Below are 22,987 nucleotides of genomic sequence, written 5' to 3'. Positions count from 1 at the left end.
AGGCGGGTCGTCCATATGTATGGGTAAGGGTAGTCCGTATTTCGAATTGAAAAAGGAGATGAGGCTAGCAATGTCCACAGCGCCGAAGCGTTCAACAACAACGATCTTGGCCACCGTGGTCGTCTTTCTGACCTTGTCCCTGGTCATGTACCCGCAAGAAGGGTTCAAAGCCGGGGTAGATGGGTTAAAGCTTTTCTGGGACGTTGTATTCCCGTCCCTCCTGCCGTTCTTCATCCTCTCGGAGCTCTTGCTTGGCGTAGGGATCGTCCATGCGCTGGGCGTGCTGCTCGAACCGCTGATGCGCCCTTTGTTCAGCGTGCCGGGAGTCGGCGCCTTTGCCTTGTCGATGGGCCTCGCCGCCGGGTATCCGATGGACGCGGTCATCACATCGAAGTTCCGCAAAAACAAACTTTGCACCCGGATCGAAGGCGAGCGCCTGCTCGCGTTCACCAATACGGCAGACCCGCTCTTCATGTTTGGCGCCGTCGCGGTCGGGATGTTCCACTCGCCGCAGCTCGGGATGCTGCTTGCCATCGCCCATTACATATCGGCTTTCTTGGTAGGCATCGCCTTTAAGTTTTACGGAGTTCGCGCCGAACGCAACCACCGGGAAGAAGATGTTGTGCAAGAAACCCGCGTCAAAGGCAACATTTTCAAACGCTCCTTTGGCGAAATGATGCGCGCGCGTGAAGAAGACGGCCGCACCTTGGGCAAATTGCTCGGCGATGCGGTCAACGACTCGATGAAGACCCTGTTTATGATTTGTGGCTTTATCATCTTCTTCGCCGTGCTGTTCAAAGTGCTGTCCCTGTCTGGCATCGTGCCGCTGATCGCTCTGCCGATCGAAATGATCTTCCGCGTGATCGGCCTCGATGCCGGCCTCGTGCAGTCGTTTGTGGCAGGTCTCTTCGAGATCGATATCGGCTCCGCAATGGCGGCGCAGACGTCCGCACCGCTAATTGAGCAGCTGATCATCGTTTCCTTCATCATCGCCTGGTCCGGTCTGTCTGTGCATGCGCAGGTCGCGTCCGTTCTCACCGGCACCGACATCCGCATGACCCCGTACATGGTAGCCCGCCTGCTGCACGCGGTGCTCGCCGGCGCCTTCACCCTGATCTTCTACAACATGGGCTGGGGCCAGACGGCAACCGAAGTGTTTGCGCCGATGATGCCGATGATGGCGGCCGTCGCCGACCCAAGCATGCAGCACTGGGGCCTGTCCCTGATCGTGATGAAAAACTGGTTCCTGATCTTCGGCTCGGTCATCCTGCTCGCGCTGACGATCCACTTCTTCAAAAGCGCGCGCCTCGTCGCTTGGAACTCCCGTTCCAATCGCCGCTAAGCAAAAACCCCTTCCCGAGCGGAAGGGGTTTTTGTTATGGCTTCTAAAACGTGAACAAGTACTGGGTGAACAGCTGGTCGAGCAAAATCAATCCGCCAAGCAGCCAGACATACCAGGCAAACATCCGCATCCCGCGCTTGACGATCAGCGCGATCATGTATTTGATGGCGAAATACCCGGCCACCGCAGCGGCCAGCGTCCCGAAGATCTCCGGTGCGCCGATCGCCATCCCCTGCTCCATCGCATCGGAGATGTCGAACACGCCGGCGCCGAGAATGACCGGAATGGACATCAAAAACGAATACTTCGCCGCAAACTCGCGGTCCAAGCCCCGAAACAGCGCCCCCATGATCGTCAGTCCGGAGCGGGACAAGGCCGGCATGATCGCCGCTCCTTGCAGCGTGCCGATCAGCAAGGCATCGACATAGCCCATCTCCCGCTCTTTCTTGAAGCCGCGGCGCGCTGTGTCGGCCCACCAGATGACGATCCCGGTGATGACGAACTCGATGCCGAGCGTCCCGCCCGATGCAAACGCCGTGTCAAAGTAGTCTTTGAACAAAAATCCGATCATTGCAGTCGGAATCGAGCCGACGATGATCAGGCGTCCCATCTTGCCAAACGGGTTTTTCAAAATGTCCAGGATGTCGCGCCAGAAGACGGCAAACACCGCCAGCAAGGTGCCCAGATGCAGCAGGATATCGAACGTCAAGGCTCCTTCCTCAAGACCGAACAGCCGCTGAAACAAGACCAGGTGACCGGAGCTTGAGATCGGCAAAAATTCGGTCAGGCCTTGTACCACGCCGAGGAATATCGCCTCCCACAGAGACAACGTCATCCCCTCCTTATGCTCTCTTTTATTTTTTTCCCTGTATATCACCTATGCTTGTACATTCAAAAGCATGATTTTCGGTTTCGAATAATATGGTTGCTAGTAGGGGGGATAAGCTATGAATGGAACTGATTTACGACTTTCTTTGCAGATCGCATTTACCTACATCGGAACGGTCGTCGGCGCCGGTTTTGCATCGGGGCAGGAGATTTTGCAGTTTTTCACGCTGCTTGGACCGATGGCCTACCCTGCCATCCTCCTTGCCGTCGCCTTATTTGCTTGGGTCGGCGTGCAGATGCTCCTGCTCGGGCACAAGCTGAAGGCCCGCTCCTACCGCGAAATGACCGCCTATCTGTTCGGCAGCAAGCTGGCCACCTTGATCGACACTGCGATGATGATCATGCTCTTCTTCGTCACTGTCGCCATGCTGGCAGGCGTTGGCGCGCTGTTCGAAGAGCAGTTGAACCTCTCTTTTCAGATCGGCGTGCTCCTGACGATGGTGCTGACCTTCCTGACGATCCTGCGCGGCATGAAAGGCATCATGATCGCCAACACGATCATCGTGCCGGTGATGCTGCTCGTCGTCGTCACGATCTTCTTGCAGAGCTTTTTCCAAACGGAATACCGGCCGCAGCTGACAGTCGCCCATCCCGAGTCGATCAGCTACTCCTGGATCTTCTCCGCGATCACCTACGCCGCGCTGAACATGGGACTCGCCATCTCGGTGCTCGTGCCGATGGGCGGCGAGATGAAGAAGCCCAGCGTCTTGAAAATGGGCGGTCTGCTTGGCGCGCTTGGCCTTGGCATCATGCTGCTCGGCGCACAGTACGCCATGTCGACCCGCATGCCGCTGATCGCCGAATACGAAGTTCCGATGGGCTTCCTGTCTTCCACGTTTTCGCCGCTGATGCAAGGGCTGTTCATCATGGCGCTGTGGGGCGAGATCTACTCGACGTTGATCGCCAACGTGTTTGGCTTAAGCTCGCAGCTGACAAGCCCGCAAAACAAGGTGCAGGGGTCGCTGATCACCGTCGTCATCCTCACCGCCGCGTTTTTTGTGGCCCAGATCGGCTTCTCGAACATCGTGCATTATCTCTACCCGGTGTTCGGCTATGTCAGCTTCCTCCTGCTCCTGCTCCTGCTCTGGCCGCGGCGCATCTCGATCAAAAAATGAATTGAGATCGCCAAGCTTGGTATGATATGCTAATAACTGCATGTCTTCGAGGAAGGTAGGTGCCTGGAGCTCTCTTATGATTAAGGAAACCGTTTTAGAGCTTGTGACAACATATGGCTACTTTGGCTTGTTCATCTCGCTGGTGCTCGGCATCGTAGGTCTGCCCATCCCGGACGAGATCTTGATGACCTATTGCGGCTACTTGGTCTCACAAGGCACGATGAACTTGACCGCCACGCTGCTCACCGCCATCTCCGGCAGCATCGTGGGGATCTCCACTTCCTACTGGCTTGGCCATCGCTTTGGCCTGCCCCTCGTCGAAAAGTACGGACGCCGCGTCGGCATCAACCAAAAGCGGCTGGACACGGTCAACAACTGGTACAACCGCTTCGGCAAATTTGTCCTGGTCGTCGGCTACTTCCTCCCCGGCATTCGCCATGTCACCGCATTTGCGGCCGGGCTGTCGCGGATGAAGTTCAGCTCGTTTGCCCTGTACGCCTATTCGGGCGGCATCATCTGGTCGCTGACGTTCATCACGCTTGGCAACGTGCTGGGCGTTCACTGGACGCGGGTCACAGATCTGACCCACCAGTTAGTCTTCTGGATCGTCGGACTCGCCTTGATCGCCGGTCTCGTCTACGGCCTCTTCTACTGGCGCAAACGCAAGAGAGTGAAATAAAAGCCTTCCCAAGCAGATTGGGAAGGCTTTTTTTAGAGCAGATCGTTGAGGCTGGCGATGAGATTGTTGACCGCATGCAGCCAGATCGGCGCCCAGAGCGAGCCGGTGATGCGGTAGAGGACGCTGAACAGCACCCCCATCAGGAAGATCGGGACGAACAGCACCAGATCGGCGTGGATCAGCGAGAAGAGCAGCGCAGAGCCGATCACCCCGGCGTAGACGCCCCATTTGGCGGTCAGCACCGATTGCAGCACCCCGCGAAAGAGCAGCTCTTCCCCCAGCGGCGCGATCACCGCCGTCGCGATCACCGGCAGCATCGCCATCAGGAAGCCAAGCGCTTTGGCATCGTTGAGTTCCTGCGAGATATGCTTCTCCCGGTAGGAGTCGGTGTCGACGCCGATCCATTCGGAAAGCGACGTGGTGACCAGCGACATCGCGTAGACGAAAATGAAAAACATCAGCACATAGCCGATCATCTTCCACGAGAGCACCGGGCGCTGCAGCCCGATCTCCCGCAAGGACTTGCGGAAATACAGCGGAATGACAAGGATCGCGACGATCTGCATCGAGACGCCGCCCAGCGCACTGGCCCCGGGCGAGGTGCGGAACCACTCCGGAATCAGCCCGCCGATCCCAAAATAATAGAGAAAAACACTGCCGAAAAACAACAGTCCGACCCAGCCAAACGATATCGACAAGTCCCGCAGCGTGAGTCGGGAACGCCCCGGGTCCTTGCGCATCGGGAGCCGTTTTTTGAACAGATACCCGATGAGAAATACGACGAGTCCCCCCAGCACAAACAGCAGAGACAGCACCGACCAGAGCGGCGAGACTTGCTCCGCCTGGATCAGCGCCTGCCATTTTCCGTGATCATCGCGGACGAAGGTCATGGTGGACAGCGTGAGCAGAATGTCCTGCAAAAAGGCCCAAATCAACAGGAGCGCCCCGGTCAGCTGCACATTACGCGCGAGATTTCGCTTCATCCCCCGCCCCCCCTTATTTATACTCAAAACGCAAGATTGCGACTATTGCATACCACCTTGTTCAAATATTCCGCTGTAGGTACACTAGTACCAACCTCATTCAGTTTCTATACGAAAGAAAGGCGGAACCGGCTTGCAACGTTACATTCTTGAATACTTCGGCATCTTAGTCGGTGCCTTTGTGTTCACCTTTGGGCTGAACAACTTCATCATCCAGAACGGCCTGGCAGAAGGCGGCTTTGTCGGCATCTCGATCCTCGGGCTGTATCTGTTCAAAATTCCGGTCGGCCTCACCTTCCTCGTCTTGAACATCCCGCTGTTTTTGATCGGCTGGAAGCGTTTTGGCCGCGAATTTTTGCTGAAAACGATCTTTGGCGTCGTTGCCGTCTCCGTGTTTGCGGAAATAACCATCGGCTGGTTCTCGATGGGCGTGGAAGACAAGCTCCTCGCCTCCCTGTACGGCGGCGTGGCCTCCGGGGTCGGGCTTGGCATCATCTTCCGCTACGGCGGCACCACCGGCGGCGCCGACATCATCGCCCGCCTCGTCAACCACTACTGGGGCTGGAGCATGGGCCGCACCTTGTTTATGATCGACGTGGTGGTGATCGCCTTTGTTGCCTTCATCATCGGGAAAGAGGTCGCGATGTACTCGCTCGTCGCCCTCTTTGTCGCCGCCCGCGTGATCGACATGGTCGTCGAAGGGGTCTCCACCTCCCGCGCCATGTTCATCATCTCCGACCAGAGCACCCTGATCGCCGAAGCGATCCACGACCAGCTGGAGCGCGGCACAACGCTGCTCAACGGTGTCGGCGGCTACACCGGCCGCGACAAGCAGGTCTTGTATGTGGTCGTCTCCCGCGAGGAGATCACCCGCGTCAATGAGATCTGCCGCCAGATCGACCCGCTGTCATTCATCGTCGTCAACGATGTGCACGATGTGCTCGGTGAAGGATTTAATCCCCTGAAACACGCCAAAAACTAAAGCATGCGAAAAACTAGGAGTCCCAGGGATTCCTAGTTTTTCTTTTTGCGAAACATCCGCCAGCCAAAGAGTGCTAGGATCATCGCGCCTGCCGTACCGTACATCATCGGATCGAGCGTCAGGTGCAGCACCGGCAAAAACGGCGGATCTTCAACTTTGTGAATTTGTGAGGTCACGCTGCCAATCGAAGCCTTGTACGACCCGAGCGCATCCAGCGTGCCTTGTTTGTCGGCCACTTGCTCCATCGCCAACTGCGACTCGACATAACGATGCGCCGACTGCAGTGCATTCAACTCCGCCGGATGGCCGTGCAATTGCAGTGCCAGCCAGATCCCATCGCGCTCTTGACGCAGTTTGCTCATCGTCGCGCGCGCCGCTTTTTGATCCCCTTTTGCCACCGTTTCAATCAGCTTGTCAAGGTTGTTCTCCATCGACCGCGCCACCGGCAGCCACGTCGAAGACGTTGGATAGGCCAGCGAATCAAACGCGACCGACAGCCGGTGAATGCGGTATTCCGCCACCGCCTGCTCCGGTCCCTTGACGGCAGCAAACATCTGCTTCAGCGCGATCAGCTCCGCGGTGACCGCCTGCTGCCCTTCCACACGTTGATGAATGTTGCGCGGATCGAGCCGCGTATACATGTCAGACAATGTCTCCAAAGCGGTCAACACTTTGCCCGGACTCTCCCCTTGCTTGATCATGTTCTCCACCTTGACCGACTCCTGGTACAAAGTGATCGGATTCACCAACTCTGCGGCCTGCGCGGGCGTGACACAGAAGACAGTAAGGAAGAGGACGAGCAGCCAAGCCAGACGCCTACACATAAAAATCGCCTCCCACCACGAATATATGGGGGGAGGCAATAAATTAGACATGCTAATTTGTCCGAGCTTTGGGACGCAGCAGCGCCACGAGCAGCAAGGTCAAAATGCTCAACATCGGCGTCCAAAACTGCACGTCGCTATAAAAGCGTTCATCTTGCAAATACGGGTGAATCCCGTACACATAGTCTACAAAATCATTAAAGAGCAGCCAGACCGCCCCGATCCACAGCAACCGCCAGTCAAACTTGTAGGCAAAGTTGTACAAGATAACTTCGACGGCCATCGCGCCGTGCGACAGGACAAGCATCCAGTTTTGCGCTTCAATCCCGCCATCGGCAATTCCGTATGTAAAAATAACTCCGCACGCCCAGATGCCGTATTTGATGTTCGTCACCATCGACAGCATCTCCAAAAACGGCGACGATTTGCGGATCAGCCACAGCAAGATGACCAGCGTAAACAAGCCCGATGACGTCGGGCTGTCCGGCACAAAGAAGTTCCAGTACCAGGCAGTGTCTTCGATCTGATAGCGATACCAGTAAAAGCCGTAGATCGTGCCAAGCAGGTTGCAAAAGAACAAGAGCCACAAAAACGGACGGCTCATCAGCTGCGCGCGAATCACTTGCAGCACAGAGGCTACCTCCTACGAAAAAACCGACCCAGTTGCCCGGGTCGGTTTATGCGATTATTTTTGTTTTTGCTTGGACAGCCAAGTAGCAATTTCAGCGATTTTCGCCTTGTCGGTCAAACCGCCGCCCGGAGGCATCAACGGCGGGAAGCCTTTGGTGATTACCTCTTCGAGTTGTGCTGCATCGTACTTGTTACCAACGCCAAGCAGGTACGGACCTGCAACACCTTTCAAATCGGTGCCGTGGCAGCCTGCGCAGGAAGCTTGGAACTGCTTCGCGCCTGCATCGCCTTCGTCAACGAGTGCGGTGTCAACCGGCATTTCCGACTTGTCCACCGGCTTCGGAGCGTGTGCCAGCGCGTCTTCGTGCTGCACTTCCGCTTCGTAGGTCAGCCAGATGCACAAGAGAACTGCCAGCGTCATTGCGGTGGTCGCAACCGGACGCTTAAACGGATGGCGCGCCTTGCTGTTGTCAAGCCACGGAGCGATGATCAGCAGCGTGGAAGCAACGCCAGGCACAACAACCGTACCCATCCATACCATGTCGCCCGGGAAGTACTTGAGCAACTGGTAAAGGAACAGGAAGTACCAGTCCGGCATCGGGATAAAGCCCGACGGGTTCGGATCGGCCGGATCGGTCAGGTGAACCGGGTTGAAAATAATCCAAAGTACAAAAGCAACGAGGAAGAGCGAACCTACAATCCATTCTTTCAGAAGAAAGTTTGGAAAGAACGGTTCCGTTCCAAGCGGCTTCTTCTTGTCTTTTTCTTTAAAGCGCGGTGTGCCAGGAATGCGGTCGCGATAATGATCGTGAGCCATTCTTTTTAACCTCCTTCTCAGTTAACAGTTGAGCTGAACCCGCATCGATCTTAGAGAGGACCGGCGATACCTTGTTTGCGGATCATGATGAAATGCAAGCCCAACAGCCCGAGAAGAGCAGCCGGCAGGAAGAACACGTGAATCGCAAAGAAGCGAGTCAGGGTCAGCGCGCCGAGGATGTCGCCGCCGATCAGCAGGGTCTTGATGTACGGACCAAGGAACGGAACGGTTTCTGCGATCTGAGCACCTACAGCGGTCGCCCAGTAAGCTTTTTGGTCCCACGGCAAGAGATAGCCGGTGAAGCCGAAGCCGATGACGACGAAGAAAATCAGGACGCCGACAACCCAGTTCAGCTCGCGCGGAGCTTTGTACGAACCGGTGAAGAATACGCGAAGCATGTGCAGGAACATCATGATAATGACCAATGACGCTCCCCAGAAGTGCATCCCTCGGACAATGTTGCCAAGCAATACTTCATCCGTGATGTATTGTACGGAGCGATAAGCGTTTACAATATCAGGCACATAGTACATAGCGAGGAACATACCGGACAGAATCTGCGTGACGATGATCAGGAACGTCAGGCCGCCGAAGCAGTAGACGAACGCGGACATCTTGTTCGCCGGGTTGACGTGAGCCGGGACATCGTGATCGGCGATGTCGCGCCAGATCGGAGTTACGCCCAGTCGTTCGTCAATCCAGTCATATGTTTTTTTCAACATCTGTCTTACTCACCTACTTTCAACGTCAATTACGCTTTACGCTGGTTCAGCTTGGAGCTGATCATTACTTTGCCGCCTTCAACCTTCGTCTCAAACAAGTCGAGCGGACGAGTCGGCGGTTTGGTCGGGTCATTGATGCCGGTGACGGTGTAACGACCGCCGTGGCACGGGCAATGGAACCACCATTTGCCGTCTGCTGCCGGCTGTGCGTTTCCGTTCGGGTCGGTCGTGCCAGCTACCTGGCAGCCCAAGTGGGTGCAGACCGGGGACATTGCCAGGATCTTGCCCTGCTCGTCCTTGATCACCCAAGCGGTGTACTTCGCGTTCTCTTCAATCCAGCCGTCTTTGCGGTGGACTTTGAACTCAATCAGCTGCGGCAGATCCGCTTTGACATCAGCTTCACTCAAGCCTGAGTCGACAAAAGTGCCTGCGCCGGAGCGAGTGAGCGGATCAAGGGTGAACGGAATCAAAGGCGCTGCAATCGTAGCTGCCATAAACGCGCCAGTGCCCCCCAATGCATAAGTGAGGAACTGACGGCGGGAGAGTCCTTCTTTCCCCTGGTTCTTTTGATCACTCATTGTTCTTACCTCCCTACCGTTGACAAAAAATCGTGCCAGTCATCTTGCTGTCATACCCTAACCCTGGTATGGGAAAAATGACCCGTACTATCTTCGCTTCAATCTTACATTCTGCTCTATACAGTGTCAAGCAAGCATGTGCAACTTTTCTCAAGGCGCCCCGACAACGGTTTTCCCTTATGTTTTCCCCGTTTCACAGCGGGTCAAACATCAGAGCGCCGCAAAAAGTGTCACAAAAAGTTACGAGTTGAGCTCCCACATCTGCGTGATCTCCTGCAAAATGCGATCGCCGATCAGCTGCAAGAGCCGATCGCCCTTCTCGGCGCTGGCCGCAGCCGCATGGCCGGAGTACCCGTTCGGGTACAGGCGCTTGCCCATCTCCGGGAAGCGGGCGCGGGTCGGTGCGTCGAGCTCGTGGTTGCCCGCGAGCGTGAGGTCGACCGCCCCTTTGGCTGCCACCATCACCAGCGACGTCTCATCTTCCCCGCCGTGGCCGGTGCCGGGCGTGATTTCCCGAATCTCCGCCTGGTAGTCCAGCCAGTAGTTGCTGACCAGCACGTGCAGGTTAAGCTCCGTCAGGCGCATCGCCGTTTCGTTCAGCGCCGTGATGTTGCCGCCGTGGCCGTTGAGCAGCACGACATGCTTGATGCCGTACCTGGAGAAAGAAGCGACGACCGCATGGACATAATCGGCAAGGATGCGGTTCGGCACGTCGATCGTGCCCGGAAAATCGGCCAGCACCGCGCAGTGTCCGTACGGGATCACCGGCGCCGTCCAGACCCGTCCGGACAGCTTGCCTTCAATATACTCGGCGATCAGCTGCGGAATCAGCATGTCGGTGCCAAGCGGGGCGTGCGGGCCGTGCGCTTCAATCGCGCCGACGGGCAGGATCAGGGTGTCGATGTAGGGCTTGTACTCTTCGAAGTTTTTCATATGTACATGTGTCAGTTTCATGGTAACCTCTCCCTCCTTTCCAGTATGGAGTATCCTTCTCTTTATTATGTACAAAAAAAAGAACCGGGCTCAAGTGCCCAGTTCCATCTCTTCGCGAAGTTTTGTTGACAATTCCACGAACATGTTTTTGTCGCCGCGATCCAGCGCCTTGTCGATCTCTTGCTTCAGAGCGTCCACACGGAACGTTTTCAGCGCGTAATCGAGCACCAGTTCCGCCTGCAGCGAGACGAGCGCGTCGATCGTTTCTTTTGTATCATCCATCGGGTTCTGCTCGAGAACCGAAGCATATTCCGGGGAGGTGGTGCGGTCTTTGAAGAACAATCCGATATAGATGTCTTCGCTTGGGTTATTGTGAATGTCGAGAAACGCCTTTTCCACATCGGACGTCACACGCTTGTTTTTGTAAAATTTGAAAGGCGTCATCTGCACGCACTTGGTCGAGATCAAAATCGTCTTGGGGAGGTTGCGGAAGTTATCAATGAAGTGAACGCGCTCAAGCAACTGATCGGACGAGGCAACGTATTGCAAAAGCCACTCCGCTTCACGGTTTTGCAGGTCGTACTTCTCGATAAACCACTTAATAAACGTTTTCTTTTCAGCAATCGTAATGACTTCTCCCATCGCCGTTCCCTCCTTCACTGTGTCTTCACAACCGGATTCATTCGGAATGTTGTGAATTTTCTTACTGTATTATATTCGTTGGGTCGCTGATGTTTTCCTTTTTTCTGCAACAAATTTGGAATTTGTGTGTTTGCCTATGCTTCTATTCTATAGGTTAACAGGATTGTCTGTGAAGGGGGAATTGGAGGAAATAAAAAACGGGCCTGTCAAGGCCCGTACGGGATTTATTTAGCGGACAACTCTATTCGATCAGCTCGGCCGGGTAGCCCAGCTTGGCCAGCTGCGCCTGCACGAGCGGGAGCCCGGCCTCGGCGATCAGCAGGTGGGTCGGAGTCAGTTCCAGCCTTACATGCGGCTTCAACTCCGGGAGGCTCTTGAGGTCCTTGGCGGTCGCCTCGTCGCTGCATTCGACGACGACTGCACGGTACAGCTTGACCCGGCCAAACTCGGCGGCCCACTGCTCGATCATCCGCTCGACATTGCCCGGCACCAGCCCGTCCGACTCTTCGCGCAAGAAGTCGAGCACCGTCTCACAGGTCCAGCCAAAATCAAAGGCGCGCAGCACGCTTTTTTTGGTCAGGCGGTGCACGCGCATCGTATCGACGCGGATCAGGTCGGTCAGCTCCTCCAGCTCCCACGCGATGCGCTCAAACGATTCCAACGGCACCAGCAGGTCAAAATTCGGCTGGATGATCACCGGCATCGAACGCAGGTCCTGCGTCTCTTCCGGCTCTTCTTCGATCTCCACCGCTTCATCGAGCAGAAATTCGCGCCCAAACGGAGTCAGTTTGATCACCGCCGTGCCACAGGCGAGTTGCCCGTGGGCGAGCAGACCCTGGTGGACGAGCATCTGGTAGATGCGCTGCTCCATGACCAGCTCGGCTTTTTCATAATAATAATCGCCGACATAGGGGGCGAGCAGTTCGTTCATCGAAGCGACATGCACCCAGTCCCCCTTTGCCGTCTGGGCCAGCGTGGCGATGCACAGCTTCAGCTGCGGGATCGGCCGGCGGTAGAGCAGCCGCCAATAGCGGAACAGGTCGGCAGCGCGCTCCTTTTCGGACTGCAAAAGCCACTCTGCCGCCTGCTTGGTGACGAGCAGTTCGCCTTCCTGCGTCTCCTCGATCAGCCCGCGGTTGAAGCAGTAGTCGTAGATCAGGGCAAAGCGGTCGGGATAATCGTGAAAGCGGCGTCCATAGCCAAATCGCCAGGAGACTTTGCCGAGCGCCTCCTCTTTGATTTCAAAAAGGGCGAGGATCTGCTGCTGCGCCCGTTTCATGATCGTGCCGTCTTTGGTGATGCGGATGTCGTTTTTACTGACAAAATTCAGGAACAGGGCCAAGTCGCGCTGCAGGGCCATGTTTTCATCGCGGTAGACGATCGGCGCGCTTTCGGCGATGCGGACGCGCTGCTTGAGGTTGTCGGCGAGATACTCGCGCATCGTGCGGCGCAGGTCGTCCGGTATGTAGTAGATCTGGCGCCCGCCTTTGGAGTTCAGGCAATACAGCCAGCCGTCTTGCAGCAGGCGCTGCATCTGCTTCTGCCCGTCAACGCCTGCGGTGTCGCCTGTGCGCTGCACCATCGCCAGCACGTCTTCGCGGGAAAACGTCTCGCGCCGGTCGAGCATCAGCTGGGAGACCGCTTCTTTGTAGGCGTTCTCCTCCAGAGCTGAGAAGGCGGTTTCGATAAATTTGCGGTTGTTAAAATGGGTCAGGATCTCCTGCATCAGCGCGTTTTTCGAGCTTAACGAGCAGTCGAACTCATAGCTCTCTGCGATCTTGCGCAACGTGTCGACGCTGGACGAGTTTAAACATTCACTGAGCCTCATCGTGCAGCCCCTCCAATCTCTTCAGCATTCAGAACATGATAGGTGTAGCCTTGCTCGGTCAAAAACAGCTGGCGGTGGTTCGCCATCTCGCGGTCGACCGTGTCGCGGGTGACGACCGTGTAAAAATAGGACGTGCTGCCGTCCTTGTTCGGGCGCAAGATCCGTCCGATGCGCTGCGCCTCTTCCTGCCGTGAGCCAAACGTGCCGGAGATCTGGATCGCCACATTGGCGTCCGGCAGGTCGATCGCGACATTGGCGACTTTTGAGACGATCAGCACGGAGAGCTCACCGTCACGAAATTGTTGGAATAGCTGCTCCCGTTCCGCCATCTTCGTTTTGCCGGTCAGCACCGGCACTCCGAACAGAGCGCCCACTTCATCGAGCTGCTCCAAATACTGCCCGATGATCAGCACCCGGTCGTCGCGGTGCTTGTCGAGCAAGGCGCGGATCACAGCATACTTTTCCGGGTTGAGCGAAGCGATGCGGTATTTCTGACGCTGTGCAGCCGAGGTGTAGCGAATGCGCCAGTCGCGCGGCATCGCTACATTGATCTCATAGCACTCGGTCGGTGCGATATAGCCGCCCGACTCCATCAGCTTCCACGGCACCTCATATTTTTTCGGGCCGATCATCGCAAACACGTCATGCTCCGCTCCGTCTTCACGGACCAACGTCGCCGTCAGCCCCAATCGCCGCGTGCTCTGCACATCGGCGGTCAAGCGGAAGATCGGCGCGGGCAGCAGATGCACTTCGTCATAGACGATCAGGCCCCAACGCACGCTGTTCAGCCGTTCAAAGTGCGGATAGCGCTTGCCGCTGCGGTAGGTGAGCATCTGGTAGGTGGTGACGGTGATCGGCTTGATGTCCTTCTTCTCCGCTGTGTATTCGCCGATGACGTCCGGCGCGAGGTCGGTCTTGTCGAGCAGCTCGGTGATCCATTGCCGGGCGGCGAGGATGTTGGGCGTCAAGATCAGGGTGTGCGTCTGCAACCTCGCGATCGCCGCGATCCCGACCACCGTCTTCCCCGCGCCGCAGGGCAGCACGACCACGCCGCTGCCGCCGTCCACACCGCCTGCCGCAAACGCGTTCACCGCCTCCAGTTGGTACGGGCGGAGCAGGAAGGCTTGCCCGCCCCTGGTCTTCGTCAACAGCGACAAAGGCAGGAGATCACCGTCCACATAGCCGACGCGGTCACGGACCGGATAGCCGTGTTTGGCGAGCAGTCGCTTGACGGCGCCGCGCGCGTTTTCCTTGATCTGCAGGACGGTGCGCTTGCGGCCGGTCAGGTGCTCTTTCAGCTCCGGCAGCCGGCGGATCTCTTCGAGCAGATCGCGCTCGCCTTCCAGCACGTGACAGCCCTCGCCCGGCACCAGCGTCAGCGAGCCGTATTTGTTCATCTCGGTCAGCACCATCTGCTGCAGGGACAACGGCAGCGGATAGCGGCTCTCTGCGTGCAGGACGCCAAGCACCGTCTCCGGGGTCTGGCCCATCGCCGCGGCGTGCCACAGCGAGATCGTGCTGATTCGGTATGTATGAAAATGCTCAGGACTTTTCAAAAGCTCTGCAAAGCCTAACAATTGATCGCGCACTCCTTCGAAGTCGGGATGCGCCGTCTCCACGAGGAGCGTGCCGTCCGATTGGACGATCAAAGGTCTGGGGATCATTTTTGAAGAGGACAAACTGTCATCTCCTTCCATTCTCTCCATAGTTTTTCCGTTTTGGGCATAAAAAAAACCCCGCGATCCTGACCGATGCGGAGTCTCAATGGTTGTTCGAGTTGTAAGAAGTAAGCCGTTACAAGATGTATTGTAACACGAATTGGCCCGATCAGATGCAGGTAGTTCTTGGTGTCCGGGCCAAAGAGTAGAAATTTTCTCATTTCTATACGCAAATTCTCTATACAGGACGTTTTTTCTATCATATAATTTGGCGTAGGGTTAAGACTTTGTACGGGGAGTGAAAATGTGAATGGTTCAATACAGCCTCGATGTTGAAGCCAATCGAATCTATGCCAAACGGGCAGACGAAATTCTCTCAACCCAAGCTACGAACAGTCTGGAACGCTTGCTTCCTTTGACCAGACCAGGCTTTACCGTCCTGATCGACCTGTCCGAGCTTAATCCCGAACACTTGAGCATGCTGACAGACAAACATCTCCTCCTGCTCGACTACGGCGTGAAGCGCTGCGCCTATCTTTCGTCCGACTACGGCTCACTGAGCCACCTGATGAAAGAGCTGCGCAAACGGGCCGCCCACCCGGAGGAGCGGGGTTACTTTACCAGACAAGAAGACGCCTTGCAGTTTTTGACCGAAGAAAAAGTGGAGTACGCACATTAGCGGACTCCACTTTTTTATGATTGCGGCTCAGAAAAACATCCGCTTGATCCGCTCGGCAAACCCGAGGATGTCGCCTTCGCCTTCATTTGCTTTGTACCACTTGCGAATCGTCTCCAAGAGCCAGGACGGGACGGTCAGGCCCGGCTTGTAAAGGTCGAGGTAGTAGTCGTAGTAGGCCTTTTTCAAGGTCTCCCAGCGCCTGCACTCGCCCGCTTTGCCGTAGTCGGACACGTCGACCAGATAGCCCCGGCCGTTGTGGACCAGCACATTTTTGACATGGATGTCGGCCGGGTTCAGCCCGCAGCGACGCGCATACCGAATCGCTTCATCCACGTCTTGGATCACCTGCTCGGGAATCCGAATTCCCTGCAGCAGGCAGTCATACAGATTGGTGCCTTGTTTGTATTCGATGACGAGAAAATTAGCTCCCCGTCCGTAATAATGCGGGAAATAAGGCGAATCCCCAAGCTGCTCGTAGATGGCCGCTTCTTCAGAAGCGATGTGGGCGTGTGTGTCGGCGTACACCTTGACCACCGTCTGCGGATGGTCTTTGGGCTGAAACACGGCGGCCGAATTGCCGACCCCGATGCAGCGCCAGTTGTCCGGCTGTTCCCGCACATCGACCGGATCGCGCCGATTGACGGAGCGCACGCAGACCTGCCCCACATGTTTTTGCACGTCTTCGATCATGAGGACTCCCCCTTCCCAGTTTACTTGCGCCGCAGGATGCAAGGAACGCCATAGCCGATTGAGCCCGGCTTTGACATCTTCTCCATATAGGCGGCCCCGCGGGTGCAGACCGCGGGGCATTTCAGACACGTGTCGACGGTGACGATCGCCATCTGCTGCTGCCGCTGTGACGTGTCGACCAGCGTTTTCTTTTTCGCGCCCGCTTTTTTCCCTGCCATGACGATACCTCCAGTTGCGTTTCACTCGCAAATCTGAAATATCGTATGCAGGCGGATGTCTATGCGTTCAACAGCTCGAGCAGCTGTTTGGAAAAACCTGCGGAGAGCTGTGTAAACAGTGTGGACGAGCCGCGCTCCACCATGCCGCTGCGGTTGTACATGCGCAGTTTTGTTGCCACAATCTTATAGGATGATGCCCCGAAATGGTGCGCGACCTTCGTGTCACCGACTTTTTCCTGATAGATGCCCGTCTCGTCTTCTTCACGGGAGATGACGCCGAGAATGTCATCGAGATAGATGTGATAGGAGACATCTTCACGCAGCAAAATCATCTCTTTGGTCGTCAGTCGAAACCCGACGCCTCGTCTGATCTCCGTTCGTTTGAGTTCGCCGTCCATCGTCTTGACGTTAATAAACTGCTTCATCGGCTTCTCTCCTTTCGAGTGTAGGTAAAAACGTAATTTTTTGAGTGTATGTTTAGCATAAAGCTTCTGATGACAAAAAGGAAGGAGCCGATGCTGGCATCGACTCCTTATTTTAACAAAATGCGACCGATCTGCTCTCCCATCCGCACACTCGCTTCTGGGTGCAGGCCTTCCTTCAACTCGACCCGGCCCGGTTCGAAGAGCAGGATGATCGTCGAGCCGAATTCAAAGCGGGCGACCTCTTCCCCTTTGCCGTAGGACGGGCCGTCCGGCAGGTCGTGGTGCTCCAGCCGCCCGCCTCTGATGTTGGTGCCCGACCGCTCGTCATACTCGACTTTGACCGAGCCGACGATCGTCGCGCCGACCTTGACGAGCGCCACTTCACCAGCCGGCGTGTCGAAGTAGGTGATCAGCCGCTCATTTTTCGCAAACAGGCCCTGCACGGCACGCACGCCAAACGGGTTGACCGGGAACAGGGTGCCCGGCACATAGGTCGAAGCGGTGACCTGCCCGTCGAGCGGCATGTGGATGCGGTGGTAGTCGGTCGGCGACAGGTAAACGGTCAAAAATGTGCCGCCATGGTACTTCTTCGCCCGCTCCTCATCGCCGCCAAGCAGTTCGGCAGCGGTGAACAGCACGCCTTTGGCCTGCACGAGATTGCCGTCTTCGATACGGCCCATCTGCGCGACTTTGCCGTCGACCGGCGAAACGACGCTGTCGGCCGCCGGGTCGACAGGACGCGCTTCGGCCTTCAGGCGGCGGATGAAGAACTCGACCAGACTCGGATACTGCTCCCAAGCCTGTTCCGCCTCCTGCAGGTTGATGTTGAACTTTTTGATGTACATCGGGATAAACAGGCGGCTTATGCTGCTGCCGGCAAAACGGCCCGCCAGGCGCGACACCGTGTTTTTCGGAAGCAGATTCATCAGGAACAACTGCAAACGGTCTGACATTTAAATCCCCCAAGATGAAAAAATATGAAAAAGTTCATTGCTTCTATCTTACTCATCTTGGACTGGATTAGTCAAAGAACATTAGAAAGTCATCGTCCCCTGCAAAATCGGCACCGCCGTGCCGCCGACCCGCACCGTGCGCGGCGAGTTCGGCTCTCCGTCCACTTCGACGGTCAGAAAGCTCGGACGACCGATCTCAAAACCCTGCTCCACCGTCAGGCGCAGCTGCTCACCTTTCGGCACCAGCACGCCGTGACGCAGCAAAAACGCGCCGAGCGCACCGTTCGCCGTGCCGGTCGCCGGATCTTCCGGGATGCCGACGGCGGGCGAGAAATCGCGGGTGTGCAGATGCGACGATTCATGGACGGTGTCGAACGAGTAGCAGTGCGTCGACGTGACGCCAAGCCCGCGGTTGTGCGCGGCGATCAGCGCCGTCTCCGGCTGCATGCGCTCGAAAGCTTCACGGGTCTTGATCGGGATAAACAGATCCCAGACGCCGGTGTAGGCCAGTCCGATCGGCAAGTCGCGGTCGATGTCCGCTTCTTCGAGGCCGATCAGCTTGGCAGCATCCCGGCGGGACAGGTCGCATTCGCGGAACTGCGGAGCGGCCTGCGTCATCAAGGCTTGAATCATCCCGTCGCTGTTTTTGGTCAACATCACCGGCAGCAGCCCGACGTTGGTCTCCTGCACCAAGGTGATCGGCAGGTCGGCGCCAAAGCGCTGCTCCAGCCCCAGTGCCACGAAGATCGAGATCGTGGCATGCCCGCAGAGGTCGATCTCTTCGGTAGGCGTGAAAAAGCGCACGCGCAGATCGGCGCCTGGCGTGCTGGTCGAGCAGGCGAACGCCGTCTCCGAGCAGTTCATCTCGCGGGCGATCTTCTGCATCTGTTCGGGGGTCAGGCCGTCAGCATTTGTGACAACTCCGGCCGGATTGCCGCCAAACGGAATGTGGGTAAAGGCGTCCATCTGATAGATGCGTACCTGTGTGGTCATCGTAAATTCCTCCTGACTTAGCTTGCGTCTTTACCCTGTATGTTCGCCCTTTCTCTTCGGTTCCCCTCCCAAACCCCACGGCATAAGCAAAACACCCCGTCAGGAGACGGAGTGTTCGGCGAGAAATTCACAGTATTGGAGCAGCCTGATCAGCGACTTGGCGCGGATGTACGGCTCGTCAAACTTCATCGGCTTGGCGTTCGCCTCAAAAAAATACAAGGCCCCGTCGACCGTGACGCCGATGTCCATCGACATTTCACCGATGTAGCCGTCGCCTTTGCTCTGCTGCTCGATGGCGGCGGCGAGCGTCAGCGCCATCGCTTTCACTTTTTCTTCGAGCTGCTCGGCCCGCGTTTTGCCAAACGCCGCCTGCAGCGCCACGCCCGCTTTTTCGATCCGCCCGCCGTTGGGAACGTGGGTGGTGATCCCGTCGCTGTCGGCGATCCGCGCCCCCATGCCGGTGACGCGCCAATGCCCGTGGCGATCCTTTTGCAGGAGCAGGCGCAGGTCAAACTGCCGTCCGCCAAACGTGGCCAGATAGATGCCCTGCTGGATCAGGTAGGGGCGGTTCTTCACCGCTTTGTAGGCCAGAGCGGCCGCATCCTGGCGGGAGGCGACGCGTGTGTGCGTGCGCTTGCCTTTGTTTTGCGACGTGACGACATAGCCTTTTCCTTCGGCGCGGATCTGGATGATCCCGTCGCCCGCTTTGCCGTCGACCGGCTTGACGTAGAGCAACTTGTGGCGGCGCAGCATCCGCCCGATCTGCCCTTCCTGGCGCAACACTTCGGTGTACGGCAGATAGCGTGACGTTTCCTGTGCGCCGCGCAGCCAGTCATGAATCTCCGCCTTGTCGAAGAAGCGTTTGTTAAACAGCGGGATCTGCTGCTCGGCCAGCCACTTTTTGACGCGGACCACTTCCGGCAGGCTTTCCGCTTCCCGGTCGGGGACGCGGTTGTAGACGACGTTAGGCAGCGGCAGCACCGCCCGCTTCCACGGCGTTGCACCTTTGCCGGTGTAGACATAGCATTCCATCCGCTCGCGGGAACGCAGCCCTTCCGGCGTAAAGACGACCACGGTCAGGCCGAGGCGTTTGCCCGCCTTGATGATGTCTTTAAAATTCGCTTTGTTGCCGCGAAAACCGCCGATGCTGCTCCGCTTCACCGTCAGGATGCCGATGATCGGGCCCAGCACGATGCCGTGACGGGTCTTCTGCACGCGGACCGGCACGAGGATATCGCCCGCCGATCGCGCCTGCCGCCAGCTCGGTTCGACCGGCAGGATCATCGGCGGGCTGTTTTTGCTCATCCGCACGCGCAGCGAGCGGTGGTACGGCAGCTGCACTTCGCGCCGCGCCGTTTCGGAGATCGAGAGGTACCACGGACTTTTTCCGCCGTCAGCGCGCACTCCGATGTGGATAATGTCTTTGCGGTTCATCCTCTCTCCCTCCTCTGTGCAGTGGAAAATTCACCAGATAAGCGGCGTATTCCAGCACCAGCCTTGCCGACCGTTTGCCCGCCTCGACCAGATCGGGATGGCGGAAGATGGCGCGTCCCGGCTTGGCGTTCGTTTCGAACACCCAGACATGATCGTCCTGATCGAGCCCGACATCGAGGCCAAATTCGCCGCTCTCGCCTTTTAACAGCCCTTGGATCACATCGGCCACACGGATCGACACATCGACCATCCGCTCGCGCATCTGCCCGGCGCGCTCGCCATACCAGGCGCGAAGTGCACGGTCGCCCTCGACCACCTTGCCGCCGTTGTGCACGTGCGTGGTGACTGAGCCTGCGCCCGCCACTTTGCCGCCGATGCCGGCCGCTTCCCATTCGCCGCGGCCGTTTTTGTGCAGATGGACGCGGAAGTCCGTTTTGCGGCCCCCGTACTCCTTCAGGCGAATGCCTTGCTGCATCAGGTAGGTGCTCTTCGGATGACTGCGCCGCTTGACGAACTGGAACAAAGCGTCGGCCGTCAGAAAGCGTGTCGTGACATGCTGGCCTTCCCGCTTGTAGCGCACGAGATAGCTCTGTTTGTCGCGCTCGACCTGGTAGATGCCCATGCCCAGGCTTCCTCCGGTCGGCTTCAGATAGATCAGCTTGTGTGTCTGGATAAAGCGCTGCAAAGCTTCCGGCGAGCGCATGCGGTCGGTGGCGGGGATAAACGCCTCGGAGCGTCTGTCGTCGGACAGCCAGCGATACATTTCGTTTTTGTTCAGAAAGCGCTCATTAAACAAAGGCACGCCCATCCGTTCAAACTGCTCCTTGCACTTCTTCACGTCGGGCAGCGTCTCCGCCCGGCGGTGCGGCACGCGGTTGTAGACCGCTTCCGGCAGCGGAAAGCGGGCAAATGTCCACGTCTCGCGCCCCGGCGGGCCGGATAAAGTCACGCCGCGCACGGTGCCACTTACAAAATTGACATCGGACGCGTTAAACACGTAGCACAGCACGTTCAGTTCACGGGAGGCGCGGACGAAATCGCCGAGCAGCGACGTGCGCCCGCCGATCGGCTTTTTGTGATCGCGCCGGACGCCGGTGGTCATGATCCCGATGACCGGCCCGATGCGAAAGCCTTCCTCTTTTGAATAGAGAATCTGACCGGACAGCCCCTGTATCTGCAACTGGAGCACACCGCCCGGCCAGCGCAGGGTCGTGGTCTGCTCCTGTTTTGCGCTTTGCTTCACGCTTACCGTCCCTTGCAGCCTGCCGCAGACGAGCGGCACGCTCGCGCCGTCACGCAAGCCCCATTCTGACAGCTGCTTGCGGGGCGCTGTGAGGATGAGGGAAGATCCGGGTTGGTTCACTCATACCCCTCCCCTTGGCTCATGATTTAGTATTGTATGAAGCAAAAGACAGCCGGGTTCCTCCGGTCCCCTTTTTCTGGACAAACAACAAGGCCAGGCACCCGTCGCTCACGGTTACCTGGCCGATTGACTGCCGCCTCGTCCACGGCGTGCGCTGACGACGGGTCGCGGCGCGGCCGGCTGCTGCAAGCCCCATGACTGCCTGAGGTCGGCCGCTTCATTCCATGCGATGCCTTGGCGCACCATCTCCGGGATGATCTCCAGAGTACTTTTGTACTGCTTGTAGGTAGATGTCGCTTCGATGCTCTTCCAGATCCGCTCAAAATGCGGCCGGAGCTCCTGCTTGTAGGCGCGGTAAAACAGGCGCTGCATGCCCGGTTTGACAAACAGGTCCGCATCGAGCTCCCGATAGTGCATCACGACCAGATAGGACAGATAGACCACCGCTTCAGAGATCTCCGGCGATACCAGCCACGAGCCCGGCGTGCGGTATTCGAAACCGCCGTGGTCTTTGAAGCGGACATCGCCCAAAAAGCCGTACTTCGGCCGGCGCTTCACCGCCGTCTGCCCCGCTTCGATCATCATCACCGGGAAGCCGACATAGTTGTCGAGCGCTTTGACCAGCCTGGAAGAAAAGTTCACATCGGAAAAATGCACATGGCCGCCGATCGGAAAGCGCGGAAACGGCATGCTCCCGGCGACCCACTGCACATTTCTCGCCGTGATCAGGCCGGCCGCTTCCTGCAGGGTGCGGCGAATGTTGGACATCAGTTCCCCCGGCGAGCGGGCCGGACTCGGGCGAATCTCGGCGAGCGGGAATCTCTCCCCGTCCAGATTCAAGCTGCGGTCATCACAGCCGACCGGGCCGCTGCGCGGCAGGAACTTGGAGGCGAGCACCATCTTGCCGCGCGGCGAACGCAGCATAAACTCCAGATCGGTGCCGATCAGAAAAGGATGCGGATTTCTGCCATGCTGTTCATATTGCCGCTCTTCCGAACGGTCGCGCGTGATGAATGCTTGCAGCGCGTCTTCAAACAGCTCAAGCAGGCGGACGTTCAGTTTCGGGGAGGCGGTAACATCGAGGCAGATCGTGCGGTCGGCCGAAGTGATCCCGATCGAAACCATGCCAAAATCAAGGCCCAGCGCATGCAAGGCCCGCAGCGACAAGCGCACGGCACGCTCCGCATACACGTCCTCATCCAGCGGCACTTCCCGAAATTTCTCCTGCGCCTGGGAGACGTTGCTCTCCAGCCATAGCGACTTGCTGTCGGCGCGAAACACGGCGAGCGGCTGCAGATCGAAGATCGGCACGCGGTAGTGACGCACGATTTTGACCCGTTTGCCGGAGTCGAGCATCACGTCCCGCGCCATATCCGGACGCTTCTCCAAGCCTGAAGAGGCAAGGGACGGCGCATAGACGCCGTTTTGCTTCAGAATTCTCAGCATCCGCGTGCGGTTGATCGAGTTTTCGATCGCTTGCCGGGGATTGAGCGTCCAGGCGGCGCGGTCGTCCCCTGTGAGCGTGCCCCAGCGAATCATCACATCCTGACTGGCCACCGGGTTTACACTTTCCACGCCTATGCACTCTTGTACGCGCCTAAGCAATCGTTT

General features: G+C 57.5%; 24 protein-coding genes. 5 read left to right on the top strand and 19 right to left on the bottom strand.

Annotated elements, in window-relative coordinates; translation table 11 throughout:
• Positions 1-70 precede the first annotated feature (70 nt).
• Entirely contained in the window at positions 71-1,342 is a 1,272-nt protein-coding gene (gene ylbJ, locus CBW65_RS17665) for a sporulation integral membrane protein YlbJ (protein WP_087457946.1), read from the top strand.
• Between the two features lie 43 nt (positions 1,343-1,385).
• On the opposite strand, the gene CBW65_RS17660 is transcribed toward ylbJ, so the two are convergent.
• On the bottom strand, positions 1,386-2,171 hold the full coding sequence (locus CBW65_RS17660) for an undecaprenyl-diphosphate phosphatase (RefSeq protein WP_232463354.1): 786 nt from the start codon (positions 2,169-2,171) through the stop codon (positions 1,386-1,388).
• 118 nt (positions 2,172-2,289) lie between these two features.
• On the opposite strand from CBW65_RS17660, the gene CBW65_RS17655 reads away from it, so the two are divergent.
• Both CBW65_RS17655 and CBW65_RS17650 read left to right on the top strand, forming a co-directional pair.
• On the top strand, positions 2,290-3,345 hold the full coding sequence (locus tag CBW65_RS17655) for a YkvI family membrane protein (RefSeq protein ID WP_087457944.1): 1,056 nt from the start codon (positions 2,290-2,292) through the stop codon (positions 3,343-3,345).
• A 76-nt stretch (positions 3,346-3,421) separates the two neighbouring features.
• Positions 3,422-4,024, top strand: coding sequence for a DedA family protein (locus tag CBW65_RS17650; protein WP_087457943.1), 603 nt, complete (start codon positions 3,422-3,424; stop codon positions 4,022-4,024).
• A 32-nt stretch (positions 4,025-4,056) separates the two neighbouring features.
• On the opposite strand, the gene CBW65_RS17645 is transcribed toward CBW65_RS17650, so the two are convergent.
• Entirely contained in the window at positions 4,057-5,007 is a 951-nt protein-coding gene (locus CBW65_RS17645; RefSeq protein ID WP_087457942.1) for a CPBP family intramembrane glutamic endopeptidase, read from the bottom strand.
• A 133-nt stretch (positions 5,008-5,140) separates the two neighbouring features.
• On the opposite strand from CBW65_RS17645, the gene CBW65_RS17640 reads away from it, so the two are divergent.
• Positions 5,141-5,989 carry a YitT family protein gene (locus CBW65_RS17640; RefSeq protein WP_087457941.1) on the top strand — a complete coding sequence of 283 codons (849 nt, stop codon included), beginning with the start codon at positions 5,141-5,143 and terminating at the stop codon, positions 5,987-5,989.
• A gap of 32 nt (positions 5,990-6,021) precedes the next feature.
• Here the strand turns inward: CBW65_RS17640 and CBW65_RS17635 are convergent, their stop codons facing one another.
• The 9 genes from CBW65_RS17635 to CBW65_RS17595 form a co-directional block, all read right to left on the bottom strand.
• Positions 6,022-6,813 carry a sporulation protein YpjB gene (locus CBW65_RS17635; RefSeq protein ID WP_157722025.1) on the bottom strand — a complete coding sequence of 264 codons (792 nt, stop codon included), beginning with the start codon at positions 6,811-6,813 and terminating at the stop codon, positions 6,022-6,024.
• Between the two features lie 52 nt (positions 6,814-6,865).
• Positions 6,866-7,444, bottom strand: a complete 579-nt coding sequence (locus CBW65_RS17630; protein WP_087457939.1) for a DUF1405 domain-containing protein — start codon at positions 7,442-7,444, stop codon at positions 6,866-6,868.
• A 54-nt stretch (positions 7,445-7,498) separates the two neighbouring features.
• Positions 7,499-8,260 carry a menaquinol-cytochrome c reductase cytochrome b/c subunit gene (locus tag CBW65_RS25155; protein WP_087457938.1) on the bottom strand — a complete coding sequence of 254 codons (762 nt, stop codon included), beginning with the start codon at positions 8,258-8,260 and terminating at the stop codon, positions 7,499-7,501.
• A 50-nt stretch (positions 8,261-8,310) separates the two neighbouring features.
• Positions 8,311-8,982: a menaquinol-cytochrome c reductase cytochrome b subunit gene (qcrB, locus tag CBW65_RS17620; protein ID WP_087457937.1), complete on the bottom strand. Its 672-nt coding sequence runs from the start codon at positions 8,980-8,982 to the stop codon at positions 8,311-8,313.
• A 29-nt stretch (positions 8,983-9,011) separates the two neighbouring features.
• Positions 9,012-9,560 (bottom strand): ubiquinol-cytochrome c reductase iron-sulfur subunit, encoded by a 549-nt coding sequence (locus CBW65_RS17615; RefSeq protein ID WP_087457936.1) that lies wholly within the window; start codon positions 9,558-9,560, stop codon positions 9,012-9,014.
• A gap of 240 nt (positions 9,561-9,800) precedes the next feature.
• Positions 9,801-10,514, bottom strand: a complete 714-nt coding sequence (locus CBW65_RS17610) for a creatininase family protein (protein ID WP_087457935.1) — start codon at positions 10,512-10,514, stop codon at positions 9,801-9,803.
• A gap of 69 nt (positions 10,515-10,583) precedes the next feature.
• Entirely contained in the window at positions 10,584-11,135 is a 552-nt protein-coding gene (locus tag CBW65_RS17605) for a ReoY family proteolytic degradation factor (RefSeq protein ID WP_087457934.1), read from the bottom strand.
• A gap of 241 nt (positions 11,136-11,376) precedes the next feature.
• Positions 11,377-12,963 carry a helicase-associated domain-containing protein gene (locus CBW65_RS17600; RefSeq protein WP_087457933.1) on the bottom strand — a complete coding sequence of 529 codons (1,587 nt, stop codon included), beginning with the start codon at positions 12,961-12,963 and terminating at the stop codon, positions 11,377-11,379.
• On the bottom strand, positions 12,960-14,627 hold the full coding sequence (locus tag CBW65_RS17595) for a DNA repair helicase XPB (protein ID WP_087457932.1): 1,668 nt from the start codon (positions 14,625-14,627) through the stop codon (positions 12,960-12,962). The genes CBW65_RS17600 and CBW65_RS17595 overlap by 4 nt, the downstream gene beginning before the upstream one ends.
• Positions 14,628-14,931: 304 nt before the next feature.
• Between CBW65_RS17595 and CBW65_RS17585 the strand changes: the two genes are divergently transcribed.
• Entirely contained in the window at positions 14,932-15,300 is a 369-nt protein-coding gene (locus CBW65_RS17585; protein ID WP_087457930.1) for a hypothetical protein, read from the top strand.
• Positions 15,301-15,327: 27 nt separating this feature from the next.
• Here the strand turns inward: CBW65_RS17585 and CBW65_RS17580 are convergent, their stop codons facing one another.
• The 8 genes from CBW65_RS17580 to CBW65_RS17545 form a co-directional block, all read right to left on the bottom strand.
• Positions 15,328-15,990, bottom strand: coding sequence for a protein kinase family protein (locus tag CBW65_RS17580; RefSeq protein WP_087457929.1), 663 nt, complete (start codon positions 15,988-15,990; stop codon positions 15,328-15,330).
• Between the two features lie 20 nt (positions 15,991-16,010).
• A complete protein-coding gene (locus CBW65_RS17575) occupies positions 16,011-16,208 on the bottom strand; it encodes a hypothetical protein (protein WP_087457928.1) in 198 nt (65 codons plus the stop codon).
• A gap of 59 nt (positions 16,209-16,267) precedes the next feature.
• Entirely contained in the window at positions 16,268-16,633 is a 366-nt protein-coding gene (locus tag CBW65_RS17570) for a hypothetical protein (RefSeq protein WP_087457927.1), read from the bottom strand.
• Between the two features lie 107 nt (positions 16,634-16,740).
• Positions 16,741-17,586 carry an archaetidylserine decarboxylase gene (gene asd, locus CBW65_RS17565; protein ID WP_087457926.1) on the bottom strand — a complete coding sequence of 282 codons (846 nt, stop codon included), beginning with the start codon at positions 17,584-17,586 and terminating at the stop codon, positions 16,741-16,743.
• 81 nt (positions 17,587-17,667) lie between these two features.
• The gene (locus CBW65_RS17560) at positions 17,668-18,579 is read right to left on the bottom strand and encodes a PhzF family phenazine biosynthesis protein (RefSeq protein ID WP_087457925.1); all 912 of its coding nucleotides are present in this window, start codon (positions 18,577-18,579) and stop codon (positions 17,668-17,670) included.
• 99 nt (positions 18,580-18,678) lie between these two features.
• The gene (locus CBW65_RS17555; protein ID WP_087457924.1) at positions 18,679-20,013 is read right to left on the bottom strand and encodes a YheC/YheD family endospore coat-associated protein; all 1,335 of its coding nucleotides are present in this window, start codon (positions 20,011-20,013) and stop codon (positions 18,679-18,681) included.
• Positions 19,973-21,376 (bottom strand): YheC/YheD family endospore coat-associated protein, encoded by a 1,404-nt coding sequence (locus CBW65_RS17550; RefSeq protein WP_087457923.1) that lies wholly within the window; start codon positions 21,374-21,376, stop codon positions 19,973-19,975. The genes CBW65_RS17555 and CBW65_RS17550 overlap by 41 nt, the downstream gene beginning before the upstream one ends.
• A gap of 114 nt (positions 21,377-21,490) precedes the next feature.
• Positions 21,491-22,951, bottom strand: a complete 1,461-nt coding sequence (locus tag CBW65_RS17545) for a putative amidoligase domain-containing protein (RefSeq protein WP_157722023.1) — start codon at positions 22,949-22,951, stop codon at positions 21,491-21,493.
• Positions 22,952-22,987 lie beyond the last annotated feature (36 nt).

It is taken from the genome of Tumebacillus avium (assembly GCF_002162355.1).
In the GTDB taxonomy this organism is placed as follows: Bacteria; Bacillota; Bacilli; order Tumebacillales; family Tumebacillaceae; genus Tumebacillus_A; species Tumebacillus_A avium.
Note: the sequence above shows the minus strand (reverse complement) of the source record. Positions and strands in the feature narration are given on the sequence as shown.

Coding starts and splice junctions, on each gene's coding strand:
- ylbJ (WP_087457946.1), top strand. CDS start 71: ATGTCCACAGCGCCGAAGCGTTCAACAACAACGATCTTGGCCACCGTG.
- CBW65_RS17655 (WP_087457944.1), top strand. CDS start 2,290: ATGAATGGAACTGATTTACGACTTTCTTTGCAGATCGCATTTACCTAC.
- CBW65_RS17650 (WP_087457943.1), top strand. CDS start 3,422: ATGATTAAGGAAACCGTTTTAGAGCTTGTGACAACATATGGCTACTTT.
- CBW65_RS17645 (WP_087457942.1), bottom strand. CDS start 5,007: ATGAAGCGAAATCTCGCGCGTAATGTGCAGCTGACCGGGGCGCTCCTG.
- CBW65_RS17635 (WP_157722025.1), bottom strand. CDS start 6,813: ATGTGTAGGCGTCTGGCTTGGCTGCTCGTCCTCTTCCTTACTGTCTTC.
- CBW65_RS25155 (WP_087457938.1), bottom strand. CDS start 8,260: ATGGCTCACGATCATTATCGCGACCGCATTCCTGGCACACCGCGCTTT.
- qcrB (WP_087457937.1), bottom strand. CDS start 8,982: ATGTTGAAAAAAACATATGACTGGATTGACGAACGACTGGGCGTAACT.
- CBW65_RS17615 (WP_087457936.1), bottom strand. CDS start 9,560: ATGAGTGATCAAAAGAACCAGGGGAAAGAAGGACTCTCCCGCCGTCAG.
- CBW65_RS17610 (WP_087457935.1), bottom strand. CDS start 10,514: ATGAAACTGACACATGTACATATGAAAAACTTCGAAGAGTACAAGCCC.
- CBW65_RS17605 (WP_087457934.1), bottom strand. CDS start 11,135: ATGGGAGAAGTCATTACGATTGCTGAAAAGAAAACGTTTATTAAGTGG.
- CBW65_RS17600 (WP_087457933.1), bottom strand. CDS start 12,963: ATGAGGCTCAGTGAATGTTTAAACTCGTCCAGCGTCGACACGTTGCGC.
- CBW65_RS17595 (WP_087457932.1), bottom strand. CDS start 14,627: ATGATCCCCAGACCTTTGATCGTCCAATCGGACGGCACGCTCCTCGTG.
- CBW65_RS17585 (WP_087457930.1), top strand. CDS start 14,932: ATGGTTCAATACAGCCTCGATGTTGAAGCCAATCGAATCTATGCCAAA.
- CBW65_RS17580 (WP_087457929.1), bottom strand. CDS start 15,990: ATGATCGAAGACGTGCAAAAACATGTGGGGCAGGTCTGCGTGCGCTCC.
- CBW65_RS17575 (WP_087457928.1), bottom strand. CDS start 16,208: ATGGCAGGGAAAAAAGCGGGCGCGAAAAAGAAAACGCTGGTCGACACG.
- CBW65_RS17570 (WP_087457927.1), bottom strand. CDS start 16,633: ATGAAGCAGTTTATTAACGTCAAGACGATGGACGGCGAACTCAAACGA.
- asd (WP_087457926.1), bottom strand. CDS start 17,586: ATGTCAGACCGTTTGCAGTTGTTCCTGATGAATCTGCTTCCGAAAAAC.
- CBW65_RS17560 (WP_087457925.1), bottom strand. CDS start 18,579: ATGACCACACAGGTACGCATCTATCAGATGGACGCCTTTACCCACATT.
- CBW65_RS17555 (WP_087457924.1), bottom strand. CDS start 20,013: ATGAACCGCAAAGACATTATCCACATCGGAGTGCGCGCTGACGGCGGA.